Annotated in this window: 16 protein-coding genes and 1 riboswitch; of the genes, 13 read left to right on the forward strand and 3 right to left on the reverse strand. The window is 67.6% G+C overall.

Annotation, left to right across the window (positions count from 1 at the left end; translation table 11 throughout):
* On the reverse strand, nucleotides 1–628 hold a 628-nt coding region (locus tag TVH25_RS17600; RefSeq protein ID WP_422424992.1), incomplete at its 3' end, for a cupin domain-containing protein.
* 149 nt (nucleotides 629–777) lie between these two features.
* On the opposite strand from TVH25_RS17600, the gene TVH25_RS17605 reads away from it, so the two are divergent.
* Nucleotides 778–1,425, forward strand: coding sequence for an NAD(P)-dependent oxidoreductase (locus TVH25_RS17605; protein WP_422424994.1), 648 nt, complete (start codon nucleotides 778–780; stop codon nucleotides 1,423–1,425).
* A gap of 108 nt (nucleotides 1,426–1,533) precedes the next feature.
* Nucleotides 1,534–1,950 (forward strand): VOC family protein, encoded by a 417-nt coding sequence (locus TVH25_RS17610; RefSeq protein WP_169622349.1) that lies wholly within the window; start codon nucleotides 1,534–1,536, stop codon nucleotides 1,948–1,950.
* Nucleotides 1,951–1,958: 8 nt separating this feature from the next.
* Here the strand turns inward: TVH25_RS17610 and TVH25_RS17615 are convergent, their stop codons facing one another.
* Nucleotides 1,959–2,354 carry an MmcQ/YjbR family DNA-binding protein gene (locus tag TVH25_RS17615; protein ID WP_169622348.1) on the reverse strand — a complete coding sequence of 132 codons (396 nt, stop codon included), beginning with the start codon at nucleotides 2,352–2,354 and terminating at the stop codon, nucleotides 1,959–1,961.
* A 96-nt stretch (nucleotides 2,355–2,450) separates the two neighbouring features.
* Nucleotides 2,451–3,473, reverse strand: coding sequence for a phosphotransferase family protein (locus TVH25_RS17620; protein ID WP_422424997.1), 1,023 nt, complete (start codon nucleotides 3,471–3,473; stop codon nucleotides 2,451–2,453).
* Nucleotides 3,474–3,665: 192 nt separating this feature from the next.
* Here TVH25_RS17620 and TVH25_RS17625 point away from each other — a divergent pair, with 192 nt between their 5' ends.
* From TVH25_RS17625 to gcvP, 11 genes are all read left to right on the forward strand, one after another.
* A complete protein-coding gene (locus tag TVH25_RS17625) occupies nucleotides 3,666–4,283 on the forward strand; it encodes an NUDIX hydrolase (protein WP_169653170.1) in 618 nt (205 codons plus the stop codon).
* 93 nt (nucleotides 4,284–4,376) lie between these two features.
* The gene (locus TVH25_RS17630) at nucleotides 4,377–4,988 is read left to right on the forward strand and encodes a CDP-alcohol phosphatidyltransferase family protein (RefSeq protein WP_169622345.1); all 612 of its coding nucleotides are present in this window, start codon (nucleotides 4,377–4,379) and stop codon (nucleotides 4,986–4,988) included.
* Nucleotides 4,985–5,851 (forward strand): DUF881 domain-containing protein, encoded by an 867-nt coding sequence (locus TVH25_RS17635; protein WP_169622344.1) that lies wholly within the window; start codon nucleotides 4,985–4,987, stop codon nucleotides 5,849–5,851. Before TVH25_RS17630 ends, TVH25_RS17635 begins: the two co-directional genes overlap by 4 nt.
* Nucleotides 5,848–6,207: a small basic family protein gene (locus TVH25_RS17640; protein ID WP_072698117.1), complete on the forward strand. Its 360-nt coding sequence runs from the start codon at nucleotides 5,848–5,850 to the stop codon at nucleotides 6,205–6,207. The genes TVH25_RS17635 and TVH25_RS17640 overlap by 4 nt, the downstream gene beginning before the upstream one ends.
* 3 nt (nucleotides 6,208–6,210) lie before the next feature.
* On the forward strand, nucleotides 6,211–7,029 hold the full coding sequence (locus tag TVH25_RS17645; RefSeq protein ID WP_378528667.1) for a DUF881 domain-containing protein: 819 nt from the start codon (nucleotides 6,211–6,213) through the stop codon (nucleotides 7,027–7,029).
* Nucleotides 7,030–7,074: 45 nt separating this feature from the next.
* On the forward strand, nucleotides 7,075–7,479 hold the full coding sequence (gene gcvH / locus TVH25_RS17650) for a glycine cleavage system protein GcvH (RefSeq protein WP_072698118.1): 405 nt from the start codon (nucleotides 7,075–7,077) through the stop codon (nucleotides 7,477–7,479).
* A gap of 154 nt (nucleotides 7,480–7,633) precedes the next feature.
* The gene (gene garA / locus TVH25_RS17655; protein WP_169622341.1) at nucleotides 7,634–8,101 is read left to right on the forward strand and encodes a glycogen accumulation regulator GarA; all 468 of its coding nucleotides are present in this window, start codon (nucleotides 7,634–7,636) and stop codon (nucleotides 8,099–8,101) included.
* Nucleotides 8,101–8,838 (forward strand): MerR family transcriptional regulator, encoded by a 738-nt coding sequence (locus TVH25_RS17660; RefSeq protein WP_072698120.1) that lies wholly within the window; start codon nucleotides 8,101–8,103, stop codon nucleotides 8,836–8,838. Before garA ends, TVH25_RS17660 begins: the two co-directional genes overlap by 1 nt.
* Before the next feature lie 114 nt (nucleotides 8,839–8,952).
* Nucleotides 8,953–9,426, forward strand: coding sequence for a bifunctional nuclease family protein (locus TVH25_RS17665; protein ID WP_072698776.1), 474 nt, complete (start codon nucleotides 8,953–8,955; stop codon nucleotides 9,424–9,426).
* A gap of 251 nt (nucleotides 9,427–9,677) precedes the next feature.
* Complete coding sequence (locus tag TVH25_RS17670; protein WP_169622340.1) at nucleotides 9,678–10,301, forward strand: MerR family transcriptional regulator; 624 nt, start codon at nucleotides 9,678–9,680, stop codon at nucleotides 10,299–10,301.
* A 72-nt stretch (nucleotides 10,302–10,373) separates the two neighbouring features.
* Nucleotides 10,374–10,468, forward strand: a riboswitch (glycine riboswitch).
* A 165-nt stretch (nucleotides 10,469–10,633) separates the two neighbouring features.
* On the forward strand, nucleotides 10,634–13,489 hold the full coding sequence (gcvP, locus tag TVH25_RS17675) for an aminomethyl-transferring glycine dehydrogenase (protein ID WP_422425001.1): 2,856 nt from the start codon (nucleotides 10,634–10,636) through the stop codon (nucleotides 13,487–13,489).
* The last annotated feature ends 35 nt before the right edge of the window (nucleotides 13,490–13,524 follow it).

Below are 13,524 nucleotides of genomic sequence, written 5' to 3' on the forward strand. Positions count from 1 at the left end.
CGACCCACCCGTCCCGTGCTGCGGGGTCGGATTCGACCCAGCTTCGGATCGCGAGGATCACGAGGATGTCGGCGAACCGGGTCAGCACTGCCTCGCCACCGGGCCGAACCCCGCGCGCTTCGTCCGCCATCAGCGCAAGTACCTGCGACGCGGTTCCCCGCGCCGAGTCGATCCGCAGGACCGGTGGCAGTAAGGACACCAGTCTCCGAGCGGTCGGATGGTCGAATTCGACGATGCCGCATACGAGCACGGTGGGGTCACCGCCCCCACCGTGCCGCAGAACCGAATAGTGATCGCCGATCATCTGCTGTGGCAGCGTGTCGACGCGACCGGTGCGGGACGCGTCCGGCTCGCTGCGGATCAGGTGGCCCGTACCGTGGGGCACCACCGCGAATTCGCCGGGAAGCATGCGCGCCGACGGTGAGCCGGGGACATCGAGCCATGCCTCGCCCGAGACGACCAGATGGAAGCTCGAACTGTCGGCGAACGCCGGCATCTCCAGACCCCACGGCGCACTCAGCTCGGAGCGGCAGTAGAACCCCCCGCGCATCCGCAGCAGGTGCAGTGCTTCGCCGAGGGGGTCCACCGGCGTCCACGGATATGTGGCCGCACCGGTCGCGTTCGTCATAGGGCCACAATCCCGCCCTTGCGACCCGTCGTCCAGTCGCACCGGACGAACGGGCATGAAACGCGGGCTCCGGGGCATGGAGTGTCCTGAATCCGCTGCATAGCCTGGATTTTGAACCCAAAACTATGGACGCGAACGAGGAGGACAACATGAAAGTACTGGTGGTCGGTGCAACAGGAGGTTCCGGGAGGGCGGCGGTGAACGCGCTGCTCCGCCGTGGTCACGACGTCACCGTGTTCGTCCGGAACGACGCGGCACTGGGAGATCTCGCCGGTCGATCGACGGTCGTCGCCGGGGACGCCACCCGGCCGGAGGACGTCGATGTCGCGGTGCGCGGTCAGGACGCGGTGGTGGTCACACTCGGGATCAGTGAAAACCCCGTCCGTGTGCGGATGCGCGGACCGGCAGGGACGGCTCTCGATGTGCGCTCACGCGGCACGCGCAACATCGTGGCCGCGATGGGACGCCACGACGTTCGGCGCCTCGTCGTGCAGACCTCGTACGGCGTGGGGGACACCCGCGGGAAGCTGCCCCGGCGATATGCGTTGATGTTCCGGGCGCTACTCGGTCCGCAGATCGCCGACACCGAGAAGCAGGACGCTCTCGTGCGGGGCAGTGACGTCCTCTGGACACTCGTGCAACCGGTCAATCTCACGGACGAGGAATCCGGTACGGCGACGACGTCCGACACGGGGGAGGTCGCCGGTTGGCACGTGGCCCGCGGTGCGGTCGGTGAGGTCCTCGCCGACGCCGTCGAGCGGCCGGACTACGCCGGAAAGACGATTGCGGTGTCGTGAGTGTGGGAAGACGGTCACGATGAGAAAGTGCCACGCCGCGGGTCTGTCACGGCGTGGCACTGCCACACCGCGACCGAGCGTTTCCCGACACAGAAGGAGTTGGTGACCGTGCCCACCACACTGAATCCGTATCTCGGCTTCCGCGACACCGCGCGTCACGCGATGGAGTTCTACCGAGACGTGTTCGGAGGTGAACTGACGATCTCCACGTTCGGAGAGATGCAGGCGAGCGAGGACCCTGCCGAAAAAGACAAGGTCATGCACTCGATGCTCACCACCGCCGAAGGCTTCGTGCTCATGGGTTCCGATACCCCGGCGGCGATGGAGTACATCCCGGGGACGAACCACTCGGTCTCGCTCAGCGGCGACGACGAGGCCGAACTCCGCGGCTACTGGGACGGTTTGATCGAAGGCGGCCGAATCGACGTGCCGCTCGAGCGGGCGCCGTGGGGAGATTCCTTCGGGATGTGCACCGATCGATTCGGCGTCAACTGGATGGTCAACATCTCCGGAGCCTCCGCGTAGGAGACCTACTACTTCGGACGGGCGTCGAGCTCGTGGACCAGGCGCGCGGGGGCGGTGACGCGGAAGGACATATCCAGCAGCTCGGCGACCTCGCCCCAGTCCACCGTGGCGCTCTCGAGGTCGAACCCGATCCAACCCGACGGACCCATGTAGGCGGGGTGGTAGGTGCGCGCGTCCTGAAGCAGCGCTTCCCGCTCGGAGGCGTCCGGCTTGAGGATGAGCGAGCGCGGGTAGCTTCGTCCGGTCTCCTTCACGGTTCCGCCGTACACCGCGAACGCCGTCTTCGTGTGGAAGAACGGACGGCCATGTGAGATCTTCTCCCCGGCGCCGGGAAACGCCAATGCCAGCTCGCGCACCCGCGCGAGCAGCGGATCGTTCTCGTCGAACATGATCGGGTGCGACATGCGGGCAGCGTACCGCCGACTTCGCGGGGGCAGCAGCGTTCCGCGGCAGGTCGAACGCTCGTCGTGTGGCCGGCGCCGGGGGACAATTGTGTCCGTTCAGCGGAGCACGGCGATCCCCTCGCGAAGGAGTGGTGTGACTCCGTCGCCGATCTTGTCGAAGCCTTCACCGACCGTCTTGCCCTGCCGGTAGCGGAAGGAGATCCCCTCGAGGATCACCGCGAGTTTGTAGTACGCCAACGCCAGGTGGAATGCCATGTCGGACACGTCGCGTCCGCCGGCCGCGTCGTAGCGGGCGAGCAGCTCATCGTCGCTCAGGAAGCCCGGCGCCTGCGAGACCGTGGAGACGGGGAACCCGGCGTCGAGCCGCGCGAGACGCTGGTAGACGAGTAGCAGCGCCACGTCGGTCAGTGGGTCGCCGAGCGTTGCCATCTCCCAGTCGAGGACCGCGGCGACCTCGTCGTGGTCGTCGACGAGGAGATTGTCGAGCCGGAAATCCCCGTGCACGATGCCTGCGGCACCGTCGCGGGGGAGTCGTGCGACGAGCAGCCGATGCAGTTCGTCGGCTTCGGGCAGGTCCCGGCTGCGGGAGTTCTCGAGCTGGGTGGTCCAGCGTCGCACCTGCCGGCCGAGGAATCCTTCCGGCTGGCCGAAATCTCCCAGTCCGACCGCGTCCGGGTCGACTGCGTGCAGGGCTGCGAGGGTGTCGATCATGCGTTCCGAGATCGACCGTGCCCGTTCGGGTCCGAGGGGGAGGAGTTGTTCGACGGTGCGGTAGGGCGTCCCCTCCACGAGGTCCATCAGATAGAAGGGCGCGCCGATCACGTCGTGGTCCTCGCACAGGTGGTGCGTCCGGGGGACAGGCACTGCCGTTCCCGCGAGGGCGGTCAGCACGCGGTGTTCGCGCGCCATATCGTGTGCTGTCGCGAGGACGTGACCGAGTGGGGGGCGGCGCAGGACGAGCCGGTGGGATCCGTCCGTCAGCTCGTAGGTGAGATTGGAACGTCCACCGCTGATGAGCCGGGCGGAGAGGGGACCGTCGAACTGCCCGAATCCCACGGTGCTCAGGTGGGCGGCGAGCTTGTCGAGGTCGAGACCTGCGGGTGCGGCTGTGTCCGTCATCCGGATCCTTTCTGTTTCGACACACTATGGCGTGCAGCGGATCTCGGTGTGGGCGAAACGACCCGTCGATCCTGGACGAAATCCGGACTCTACGGAAACGATTGATTTACCGAATCGCGAGCTACTGGACACCCCGCCTTGCCCCGACACGCTGTGCCGCGGCTGGTTCGACCCACCAACTACTGTCGTCGCATGAGCGCCCCACACCCCCTCGACCGCGACCATCTCACCGCGGCACTCGCCGCGTTCGAGTCACGCCGGTTGCCGCTCGAGGGCAGGCGCCATGCCGCGGTGGTCGTCGCCGTCCTCGACGACCGCACCGGGGAGCCCGTGATGCCGCTGACCAAACGACCCGCACGACTCCGCGCGCACCCGGGTCAGTTCGCCCTCCCGGGCGGGCGTCTCGACGACGGCGAGACCCCCGAGGACGCCGCGCTTCGCGAACTGCACGAAGAACTCGGCCTCGCCCTCGAGCCCGACGCGATCCTCGGCCGCCTCGACGACTACGTCACCCGATCGGGATATGTCATGTCGCCGTTCGTGGTCTGGTCCGGCGCCGCCATGGCCGACCTCGTCCCGAGCCCGGACGAGGTGGACATCCTCTACGCGGTCACCGCATCCGAACTCGACGTCGCGCCGCGCTTCGTCGCGATCCCCGAGTCCGACAAGCCCGTGATCCAATGGCCCTTCCGCGGACATCTCATCCACGCCCCCACGGCAGCGGTGGTGTACCAGTTCCGGGAAGTGGCACTGCACGGCCGGCACACCCGCATCGAAGGACTCGAGCAGCCAGTCTTCGCCTGGCGCTGACGCCCCGGACGGAGACCCGGGACGAATGTGGAAGGCTGTGAGAGACCGACGGTGAAGCCGAGAAAACTGCGAAGAACAAGGGATGACGCGACGATGACCGATGCGACCACGGGCGCCGGTACGGGCAGCGCCGACCGCATCCTCACCGTTCCCAACGCCCTCAGCTTTCTCCGGCTGCTCGGGGTCCCGCTGTTCCTGTATCTGGTGCTCGTCGTCCACGCCGACGCCTGGGCGCTGATCCTGCTCATCGTCAGCAGCCTGACCGACTGGGCGGACGGCAAGCTCGCCCGGTTGCTCGACCAGACCTCACGCCTCGGCGCGTTCCTGGATCCGATGGTCGATCGCCTCTACGTCGTGACCACGCTCGTCGCACTCGTCGCCCGCGACATCATGCCGTGGTGGATCGCCGCCATCCTCATCGGGCGTGAAGTCGTCCTCGCGCCCACCCTCGCCGTCTACCGACGCAGGGGACTGCCTCCGCCGGAAGTGCTCTACCTCGGTAAAGGCGCCACCTTCCTGCTGATGTTCGCGTTACCGCTCCTACTCGCCACGGTGGCGGTACCCGCATCGGAACCGATCACGGGCCCGCTCGGCTGGGCCGCGCTGATCTGGGGCACCGTGCTCTATGTGTGGACCGCAGTCCTGTATCTCGCTCAGGCCGTCACCATCGCGCGGACGGTCCCGGTGACGGGCCGGCCCGGATGAGCCGCAAGTGGGAACGCGTGCGCCGCAACCCGGTGCCGTCGCTTCTCAAATCTCTCCTCGAGGACCATCTCGACCCCGGTTACGCCGCGGCTGCCGCCGACCGGCGCGCCGGACGACGACCGACCTCGCCCGCCACCGCCCGGGTATGGCTCGTCGTGGGAGTCGTGCTCGCCGGCCTCGTACTGGGAACCGCGTACGCCCAGAACAACGCGGGAGAAGCGGGGACCGACCAGGCGCGCGCCGAGATCCTTGCGTCTCTGCGCGCGAGCGACGAGAGGAACGCCGCGCTCGTCGCGCGTCGCGACGAACTGACCCGGACGATCCAGGACCGCCGCGATGCTCTCTTCGCCGACGACACCGAAGGCGGCACCGTGCTCGACCAACTGCGCGCGGCCGAGGATGCGGCCGCGGCGCTGCCGGTCCGGGGTCCGGGACTGACGGTCACCCTCACCGATCCCGCGGCCCGCCCGAACCTGTCCGACTCGTCCCAGCAGACAGAAGGCCGCCCGACCGCCGCGGTCTTCGACCGGGATCTGCAGGCAGTGGTCAACGCACTGTGGGCCGCGGGTGCCGAGGCCGTGTCGGTCGGCGGGGTTCGTGTGGGTCCGGGCGTGACCGTCCGTCAGGCCGGGGGAGCGATGCTCGTGGACAACCAGCCGGTCTTCTCTCCGTACGAAGTCTCGGCGGTGGGGTCTCCGGGCCGGCTGCAGACCTCGTTCGTCGTGAGCGATGCCTACCTGAGGATTGCGGGGATCGCGCAACTCTACGGGGTAGGTTTCACCCTTGCCGACGAGGACGAACTCGAACTCCCGGCCGCGCCGGCGCGAAAAATCGGATCAGCAGGGGAAGTGGGGAATCGGTGAATCGGGTCAATCATGCTCAGGCGCTGTATGCGGCGCTGGCGCTCGCGATCGGGATCGCAGCCGGCATCGTGTTCAGCCCCCAGGTTCCCGACATCGTGCAGCCGTACCTGCCCATCGCGGTGGTTGCCGCCCTCGACACGGTGTTCGGCGGTCTCCGCGCGTACCTCGATGACATCTTCGACGCGAAGGTGTTCGTGGTGTCGTTCGTGTTCAACGTCCTCGTCGCCGCACTCATCGTGTGGCTCGGCGATCAGCTCGGCGTCGGCACGCAGCTCTCCACCGCGGTCATCGTGGTTCTGGGTATCCGGATCTTCGGCAACGCCTCGGCGCTGCGCCGCAGATTGTTCGGTGCGTGACCCATGTCCGACGACACACGCGGCGGCGAACACGAACCACGCGGCGGTCCCGAACGGGACGGCCCCCAACCGGACGCCGTCGAACCGGCTCGGGACTCGGATGGCCGGGACTCGGCGGCGGCGAAGCCGGGGCCCAAGCGGACCGCGCCGGTCTTCGCAGTACTCGCCGCACTCCTCGTCTTCCTGCTCGGCACGGCGATTGCCACACAGGTGAGGAACACCGGTACGGGCGACACCCTCGATTCGGCGCGCCCGGCGGATCTTCTGGTCCTACTCGACAACCTCAATCGGAGAGAGGCCGCGCTGCGGCAGGAGATCACGGCACTCGAGCGCACACTCTCGAGTCTCGAGCGGGACGGCTCGGACGCCGCTCTTGCCGAGGCACGCGAGCGGCTCGACGACCTGTCGATCCAGCTCGGCACTGCTCCGGCGACCGGCCCGGGAGTCGTTCTCACGGTGAACGATCCGCGAGGTGGCGTCGGTGCCGAGGTCGTGCTCGACATGATCCAGGAACTGCGCGCGGCGGGTGCCGACACGATGCAGATCGCCGGTGCGGGCGGCGAGACCGTACGGATCGGGGTGGATTCGTGGGTGACGGGCTCGCCGGGCGCGATCACGGTCGACGACACGCCGCTCCGTGCGCCCTATACGGTCACCGCCATCGGTGACGGACCGACCCTCGCGGCAGCACTGAACATCCCGGGAGGTGTCGTCGACGCCGTGGCCCGAGCGGGCGGCAGCCTCACCGTGGAACAGTTTCCGCAGGTCGACGTGCCCGCCTTGCGGGAGATCAAGCCGCGCCAATACTCTCAGCCCGGATAGTGAATCCGACGTTCGCCCGGAACGTCGCCCCCGAAAGGATCTACCTTGAGTGAGTTCGAAACCCCCGGCGAGTTGCGCTACACGGCGGAGCACGAATGGGTGCAGAGGACCGGAGCGACAACCGCGCGGATCGGGATCACGGACTACGCACAGTCTCAACTCGGCGACGTCGTCTTCGTGCAGTTGCCCGAGCCGGGTGCCGACGTGACCGGAGGCGACTCCTTCGGTGAGGTCGAATCGACCAAGAGCGTCTCGGATGTGTACGCGCCTTTCAGCGCGAAGGTCACCACGGTCAACACCGACCTGGAGACCAACCCGGAACTGGTCAACAGCGCTCCCTACGGAGCCGGATGGCTGGTCGAGGTGGAGGTGGACACCGAAGGTGACCTCGACGGCGCCCTCGGGAAAACGATGGATGCGGACGGCTACCGCGGCATCACGGAAAGCTGACGGACCCGGCATGTAACGTGGCCGCGACTACCTGCACCAGTGCCCCCGCACAGGGTACGGTCAGATATGGCGTGTGCCGTGTCGATTTGATCGGGGCGAACGACTCAACGATCGCCCGGGAGTTCCCGGGCGATCGAACGGATAAGGAGAAACGGTGAGCGAGAACGGCAACGCGGGCTACGAGGAGACTCCTGCGGAGACGACTTCGGTGTTTCGCGCCGACTTCCTGAACGAAGTGGAAAGCGCCGGGGCCGGAACGGCTACGACCGACGCGCCCGTCTCAGGTGTCGAAGGGCTCCCTGCCGGATCAGCGCTGCTCGTCGTCAAGCGTGGACCCAATGCGGGTTCGCGCTTTCTGCTGGACCAGCCGACGACGTCGGCGGGACGGCATCCCGACAGCGACATCTTCCTCGACGATGTGACCGTCAGCCGCCGGCACGCCGAGTTCCGTCAGGACGAGGGCGACTTCCAGGTGGTCGACGTCGGAAGCCTCAACGGCACCTACGTCAACCGGGAACCGGTCGACTCCGCGGTACTCGCCAACGGCGACGAGGTTCAGATCGGCAAGTTCCGGTTGGTGTTCCTGACCGGTCCTCGCGGTTCGCAGGGCGCGAGTAGCTGATGACCGCAGCCCACCAGTCGGCGCCGGCCGGCATGTCGATCGGGTCCGTACTCGATCGACTGCGGCCCGAGTTCCCGGATGTCACGATCTCGAAGATCAGATTTCTCGAGGCCGAGGGGCTGATCAGCCCGGAGCGCACTCCGTCGGGCTATCGCCGGTTCTCGATCGCGGACTGCGAACGGCTGCGCTATGTGCTCACCGCACAACGGGATCAGTACCTTCCGTTGAAGGTGATCAAGGAACAGCTCGAGGCGATCGACCGCGGCGCTGCGACGGTGGGATCGGTCGAGACCCGGCCCAAGCGGCCCCGGCCGCTGGCAGTGGCCCGCGGTGAGGTCTCGCCCGAGGATCTGCGCACCGACCGGGAGATCCGCGTCAGCCGCGACGACCTGTGCGAGCGGGCCGGTGTGGATGTTGCGTTCCTGACCGAACTGGTGGGGGCGGGCCTGGTCACGCCGGGACCCGCCGGATTTTTCGACGACGATGCGGTGCTGCTCGCACGCACCGCGAAGGCAATGGCCGAGTTCGGCCTCGAGGTACGGCATCTGCGCGCATTCAAGCTCGCTGCCGACCGCGAGGCCGGACTCGTCGCCCAGATCGCGGGTCCTGTCGCGAAGGGGCGCGATGCCGGGGCCCGGCAGAGAGCGGAAGAGATGGTGCGCGAACTCGCCGCACTGTCGTTGACGCTCCACACCTGCCTGGTGAAGGCTGCCGTCCAGGGCGCTCTCGACCGCTGATCGCCCCGGGCTGCGCCGGCCGGCACCTGACGGATGTTCGGGAGCGCACTAGAATTCAGGCAATATCGATTCGGGTGGTACGCCACTGACGAGCAGCGGGACGGAGGCGCCGCGATGAGCGAGATGCGAGTGGTGGGGATCCGAGTAGAACAACCCCAGAACCAGCCTGTCCTACTGCTCCGCGAGGTCGACGGGGAGCGGTACCTGCCCATCTGGATCGGCCAGAACGAAGCGACCGCGATCGCGCTCGAGCAGCAAGGTGTGGAACCCGCCCGCCCCCTCACGCACGACCTGATCAAGAATCTCCTGGACGCATTCGGTCACGCACTCCTGGAAGTCCGCATCGTCGACCTCCAGGAAGGCACTTTCTTTGCCGATCTTGTTTTCGACGGCGACATGCGCGTGTCGTGCCGTCCGTCCGATGCCGTCGCTGTAGCCTTGCGCATCGGTGCGCCGGTCTTCGTCGACGAAGCTGTGCTCACCGAAGCAGGACTGGTCATGCCGGACGAGCGTGAAGACGAGGTCGAGAAGTTCAAGGAATTCCTCGACAACATCTCTCCGGACGACTTCAAGGCGACGGACGGCTGAGCGGTCGTTCGTCGACCGGCGACGGACGCGTTGCAGCTTCGAGCAGCAGCACAGTCCGACGCGAGTAGTGTCGAACGTTGCCTTTCCGGTGGGCGTGTTGCTGCCCCGCGCCCCACGCCGGAGCGTACGCTGGGTAAATCCGAATATGGGTTACTTGGTGAGCCTGAGAGCGCTCGACGATTGGATGTGGTGGGGGATCCGCCGGTCGGTCGTTGCGAGGTACAACAGGGCGCGCGAGAGGAAGTCACACAGTGCGAGATCGGCCGCAGGGACAGCATTCCACCGTTGACGCCGGCGACCGCGCGAGTTCGTCACCCACACCGCACGACGACGAGATCCAGCCCGGGCTGTTCCCCGACGATTCGGTGCCCGACGAGCTTGTCGGCTACCGGGTGCCCATCGCGTGCCAGATCGCGGGAATCAGCTACCGCCAACTCGATTACTGGGCCCGCACCAACCTCGTGGTCCCGTCGATCCGGGGCGCGGCAGGATCGGGAAGCCAGCGGCTCTATTCGTTCAAGGACATCCTGGTTCTCAAGATCGTCAAGCGACTCCTCGACACCGGTGTCTCGCTCCAGAACATCCGCGTCGCCGTCGATCACCTGCGCAGTCGTGGGGTCCGTGACCTCGCCAGGATCACGCTGTTCTCCGACGGCACCACCGTGTACGAATGCACGTCGCCCGAGGAGGTCGTCGATCTTCTCCAAGGCGGGCAGGGCGTGTTCGGAATCGCGGTCAGCGGCGCAATGCGCGAACTGACCGGAAGCATCGCCGACTTCCCCGCCGAGCGTGCCGACGGAGGCGACGTCGAAGAGCGGCCGGAAGACGAATTGGCGTCCCGGCGCCGCAGTCGCATCAACCGCCGAATCGGCTAGACGAAGATCACCTGCGAGGGTGGTGCGGGGTCGTCGACGGAAGACCGTCGTGTTCTAGACTTGGGCTCGCGTCGCCGTCGTGCGGGAGAGTTCCGGACCTGATCCGGGCGCCGAAGGAGCAGCACCTCCCCGTCAATCTCTCAGGCATACAGGACCGTGCGAGCTACGACGTCTCTGGAAAGCGGTGGGAGCACCCACCCGCCCACGGGGAAACGCCCTCCACGGGCCGAATCTCTCAGGCGCTCGCACCGCGAGCTCACGACAGAGGGGGAGGAAACGCCCCGTGCGCCCACGCGCGGTGGTGGACCTCTCCGATCAGCCTGGGAGCTGCGATGTCAGAAGATGTCACCTCGAACTTCGCCGACCGTCACATCGGTCCCGACACCGCGGGCCTGCGCCGCATCCTCGAGGTGATCGGCGTCGACTCGCTCGACGCACTCGCCGCGCGGGCCGTTCCGGCGACCATTCTCGACGAGCGCGACGGTGCCGTCTCCGACGGGCTCGACGTCCTCGACGCCCCGAAGTCCGAACACGAGGTTCTCGCCGAGCTGACTGCTCTCGCCCGGAAGAACACCGTCGCGACCTCGATGATCGGGCAGGGTTACTACGACACGCTCACGCCGCCGGTACTGCTCCGCAACATCATCGAGAACCCCGCCTGGTACACCGCGTACACGCCGTACCAGCCCGAAATCAGCCAGGGCCGCCTCGAAGCCCTGCTGAACTTCCAGACCATGGTCGCGGACCTGACCGGCATGGAGGTCGCGAACTCGTCGATGCTCGACGAGGCCACCGCAGCAGCCGAGGCCATGACACTGCTGCGCCGCGCGAACCGCAAGTCGAAGAGCAACCGGATCGCTGTCGACACCGATCTGTTCCCGCAGACCGCCGCCGTCCTCGCGACCCGCGCAGAGCCCCTCGGCATCGAGATCGTCACGGCAAACCTCGTCGACGACGGCCTTCCCGAGGGCGACTTCTTCGGGATCATCCTGCAGGTACCCGGAGCGTCGGGACGGGTGTACGACGTCGCCCCGATCATCGACGCCGCCCACGCACGCGGCGCGCTCGTCGCGGTGGGCGCCGACCTGCTGGCACTGACCTTGATCACCCCTCCCGGAGAACAGGGCGCCGACGCGTGCTTCGGCACGACACAGCGTTTCGGTGTCCCGATGGGATTCGGTGGTCCGCACGCGGGCTATCTCGCGGTGAAAGCGTCCGATACACGCACACTGCCGGGGCGGCTCGTCGGCCTGTCGGTCGACGCCGACGGCGACCCCGCCTACCGCCTCGCATTGCAGACCCGCGAGCAGCACATCCGGCGTGAAAAGGCGACGAGCAACATCTGCACCGCGCAGGTGCTGCTGGCCGTGCTGGCCGCGATGTACGCGTCGTACCACGGTGCCGAGGGACTGACGGCGATCGCGCGCCGTGTCGCCGGGCACGCGGATCACCTCGCGTCGGCGCTGCGTGAGGGTGGCGTGGAGGTCGTGCACGAGTCCTTCTTCGACACCGTGCTGGCCCGGGTCCCGGGCCGGGCCGACGAGGTGATCGGTGCCGCAGCAGCGGCAGGTATCAATCTCTACCGCGTGGACGCCGATCATGTTTCGGTGTCCTGCGACGAAGCCACGACGCCGGCGCACATCACCGCGGTGCTGGAGGCGTTCGGTGTCGCCGAAGGGCACTCGGGATCGGGTGGGGGCGCGGCGCGCGCCGCGCCGGCGCGGACGACCGCCTTCCTGCAGCACGAGGCGTTCACGCGCTACCGCACCGAGACCGCGATGATGCGGTACCTGCGGCGTCTGTCCGACAAGGATCTCGCGCTCGACCGCACGATGATTCCGCTCGGCTCGTGCACGATGAAGCTCAACGCCGCTGCCGAGATGGAAGCGATCACCTGGCCCGAGTTCGCGGGCTTGCACCCGTTCGCACCGGCCGAGCAGACCGCCGGCATCCGGACTCTCATCGCGGACCTCGAGGGATGGCTGGCGGCGGTGACCGGGTACGACGCGGTCAGTCTGCAGCCGAATGCGGGCAGCCAGGGCGAATACGCAGGGCTGCTCGCGATTCGCCGGTACCACCTCGACCGGGGCGACGACCGGCGCGACACGTGCTTGATCCCGTCCAGTGCCCACGGCACCAATGCCGCATCGGCAGTGATGGCCGGGATGCGCGTGGAGGTCGTGGCGTGCCGGCCGAACGGCGACGTCGACCTCGACGACCTGCGTGCCAAGATCGCCGACCATGCGGAGCGTCTCGCGGCGATCATGATCACGTACCCGTCGACGCACGGCGTGTACGAGGAGGACATCGCCGAGATCTGCGGGGCCGTGCACGACGCCGGTGGGCAGGTGTACATCGACGGCGCGAACCTCAACGCGCTGGTCGGGCTCGCGCGGCCGGGCAAGTTCGGTGGCGACGTCAGTCATCTCAATCTGCACAAGACGTTCTGCATCCCGCACGGCGGCGGTGGGCCGGGTGTCGGACCCATCGGAGTGCGCGCCCACCTGGCGCACTACCTCCCGGGACACCCGGCCGAACCGGGCCTCGGCGGTGGCGGACCGGTGTCGGCGGCGCCCTTCGGCTCGGCGTCGATCCTGCCGATCACCTGGACGTACATCAAGCTGATGGGGGCGGAGGGCCTGCGGAAGGCGTCGCTCACCGCGATCGCCTCGGCGAACTACATCGCCCGTCGTCTCGACGAGTACTTCCCGGTGCTGTACACCGGCGAGAACGGCATGGTGGCCCACGAGTGCATCCTCGACCTGCGCGGCATCACCAAGGCCACCGGCGTGACGGTCGACGATGTGGCGAAGCGACTGGCCGATTACGGGTTCCATGCGCCGACGATGAGCTTCCCGGTGGCAGGCACGTTGATGGTCGAGCCCACCGAAAGCGAGGACATCGCCGAACTCGATGCGTTCATCGACGCGATGATCTCGATTCGCCACGAGATCGACCGGGTCGGGGCAGGGGAGTGGCCCGCCGACGACAACCCGCTGCGCGGTGCTCCGCACACGGCTGAATGCCTGGTGGGAGAGTGGGACCACCCGTACTCGCGCCGGACCGCGGTGTTCCCGATGGGGAAGGCCCGCGCGAAGGTGTGGCCGGCGGTCCGGCGTATCGACGGTGCGCACGGTGACCGGAATCTGGTGTGCTCGTGCCCGCCGCTGGAGGCGTACAGCAACTGATCTGTCCGGGGGGCGCCCGCGGGAGCCGGGGCGCC

The organism is Rhodococcus sp. 7Tela_A2, assembly GCF_049311045.1.
GTDB lineage: Bacteria > Actinomycetota > Actinomycetes > Mycobacteriales > Mycobacteriaceae > Rhodococcus.

Coding starts and splice junctions, on each gene's coding strand:
- TVH25_RS17625 (WP_169653170.1), top strand. CDS start 3,666: ATGAGCGCCCCACACCCCCTCGACCGCGACCATCTCACCGCGGCACTC.
- TVH25_RS17645 (WP_378528667.1), top strand. CDS start 6,211: ATGTCCGACGACACACGCGGCGGCGAACACGAACCACGCGGCGGTCCC.
- TVH25_RS17630 (WP_169622345.1), top strand. CDS start 4,377: ATGACCGATGCGACCACGGGCGCCGGTACGGGCAGCGCCGACCGCATC.
- TVH25_RS17620 (WP_422424997.1), bottom strand. CDS start 3,473: ATGACGGACACAGCCGCACCCGCAGGTCTCGACCTCGACAAGCTCGCC.
- gcvP (WP_422425001.1), top strand. CDS start 10,634: ATGTCAGAAGATGTCACCTCGAACTTCGCCGACCGTCACATCGGTCCC.
- TVH25_RS17635 (WP_169622344.1), top strand. CDS start 4,985: ATGAGCCGCAAGTGGGAACGCGTGCGCCGCAACCCGGTGCCGTCGCTT.
- TVH25_RS17665 (WP_072698776.1), top strand. CDS start 8,953: ATGAGCGAGATGCGAGTGGTGGGGATCCGAGTAGAACAACCCCAGAAC.
- TVH25_RS17660 (WP_072698120.1), top strand. CDS start 8,101: ATGACCGCAGCCCACCAGTCGGCGCCGGCCGGCATGTCGATCGGGTCC.
- TVH25_RS17605 (WP_422424994.1), top strand. CDS start 778: ATGAAAGTACTGGTGGTCGGTGCAACAGGAGGTTCCGGGAGGGCGGCG.
- TVH25_RS17615 (WP_169622348.1), bottom strand. CDS start 2,354: ATGTCGCACCCGATCATGTTCGACGAGAACGATCCGCTGCTCGCGCGG.